This is a genomic window from Fervidicola ferrireducens (genome assembly GCF_001562425.1).
GTDB classification, from domain to species: domain Bacteria; phylum Bacillota; class Thermosediminibacteria; order Thermosediminibacterales; family Thermosediminibacteraceae; genus Fervidicola; species Fervidicola ferrireducens.
The window spans coordinates 1-1,216 of sequence record NZ_LOED01000085.1; the positions used below are offsets into that span (position 1 = coordinate 1).

1 protein-coding gene is annotated in these 1,216 nt (G+C 55.5%); it reads right to left on the bottom strand.

Features of this window, described 5'->3' with window-relative positions; all coding sequences use genetic code 11:
- Positions 1-1,202 (bottom strand): elongation factor Tu (gene tuf / locus AN618_RS12380; RefSeq protein ID WP_066355650.1); only part of this gene is annotated, 1,202 nt, incomplete at its 3' end.
- Positions 1,203-1,216 lie beyond the last annotated feature (14 nt).

Consider the following 1,216-nt stretch of genomic DNA (forward strand, 5'->3'; position numbering starts at 1 on the left):
TATTCGATTATCTCGGTCACCACGCCGGCCCCTACTGTCTTGCCACCCTCGCGGATAGCAAAACGAAGGCCTTCTTCCATCGCTATCGGCGCTATCAGCTCTATCTCCATCACTATGTTGTCCCCGGGCATTACCATCTCAGTGCCTTCCGGCAACTTTATTACCCCAGTCACGTCCGTCGTCCTGAAGTAGAACTGCGGCCTGTATCCATTGAAAAACGGCGTGTGCCTTCCTCCTTCTTCCTTCTTCAATACGTATACCTGCCCCTTAAACTTGGTGTGCGGCTGCACAGTGCCGGGCTTCGCTATTACCATGCCCCTCTCTACTTCGTTCTTGTCTATCCCGCGCAGCAGCGCCCCTATGTTGTCCCCGGCTACCGCCTGGTCCAATACCTTACGGAACATCTCTACCCCAGTCACTACCGTCTTCTTCTTCTCTGGGCTTAGCCCTATTATCTCCACTTCGTCTCCTACTTTCAGCGTGCCCCTCTCTACCCTGCCGGTCACTACCGTGCCACGGCCAGTTATGGAAAATACGTCCTCTATCGGCATGAGGAAGGGTTTGTCGGCATCCCGCTGCGGTGTCGGGATATATTCGTCTACCGCGTCCATGAGCGCCCATATCTTGCCGCACCATTCGCAGTCCCTCTTGCCGCAGCCGCATTCAAGCGCCTTTAAGGCAGAACCCGCTACCACCGGTACTTCGTCCCCGGGGAATTCGTAGGTGGAAAGTAGCTCCCTTACTTCCATCTCTACAAGTTCCAAAAGCTCCGGATCGTCCACCATGTCCACCTTGTTCATGAATACTACGATGTAGGGCACCCCTACCTGCCTTGCCAACAGTATGTGCTCCCTGGTCTGGGGCATCGGACCGTCAGCCGCCGATACCACCAGTATCGCGCCGTCCATCTGGGCGGCCCCTGTTATCATGTTCTTTACGTAGTCGGCGTGACCCGGGCAGTCCACGTGGGCGTAGTGCCTCTTTTCAGTCTCGTATTCTACGTGCGCCGTCGCTATCGTGATTCCGCGCTCCCTCTCCTCGGGCGCCTTGTCAATCTGGTCGTATGCTACGAAGTTCGCAAGTCCAGCGGTCGACAATACCTTCGTTATCGCCGCCGTCAGCGTGGTCTTCCCGTGGTCTACGTGACCTATCGTTCCTACGTTGACGTGAGGCTTTTTCCTCTCAAACTTTTGCTTTGCCATCGTTTTTCCTCCTT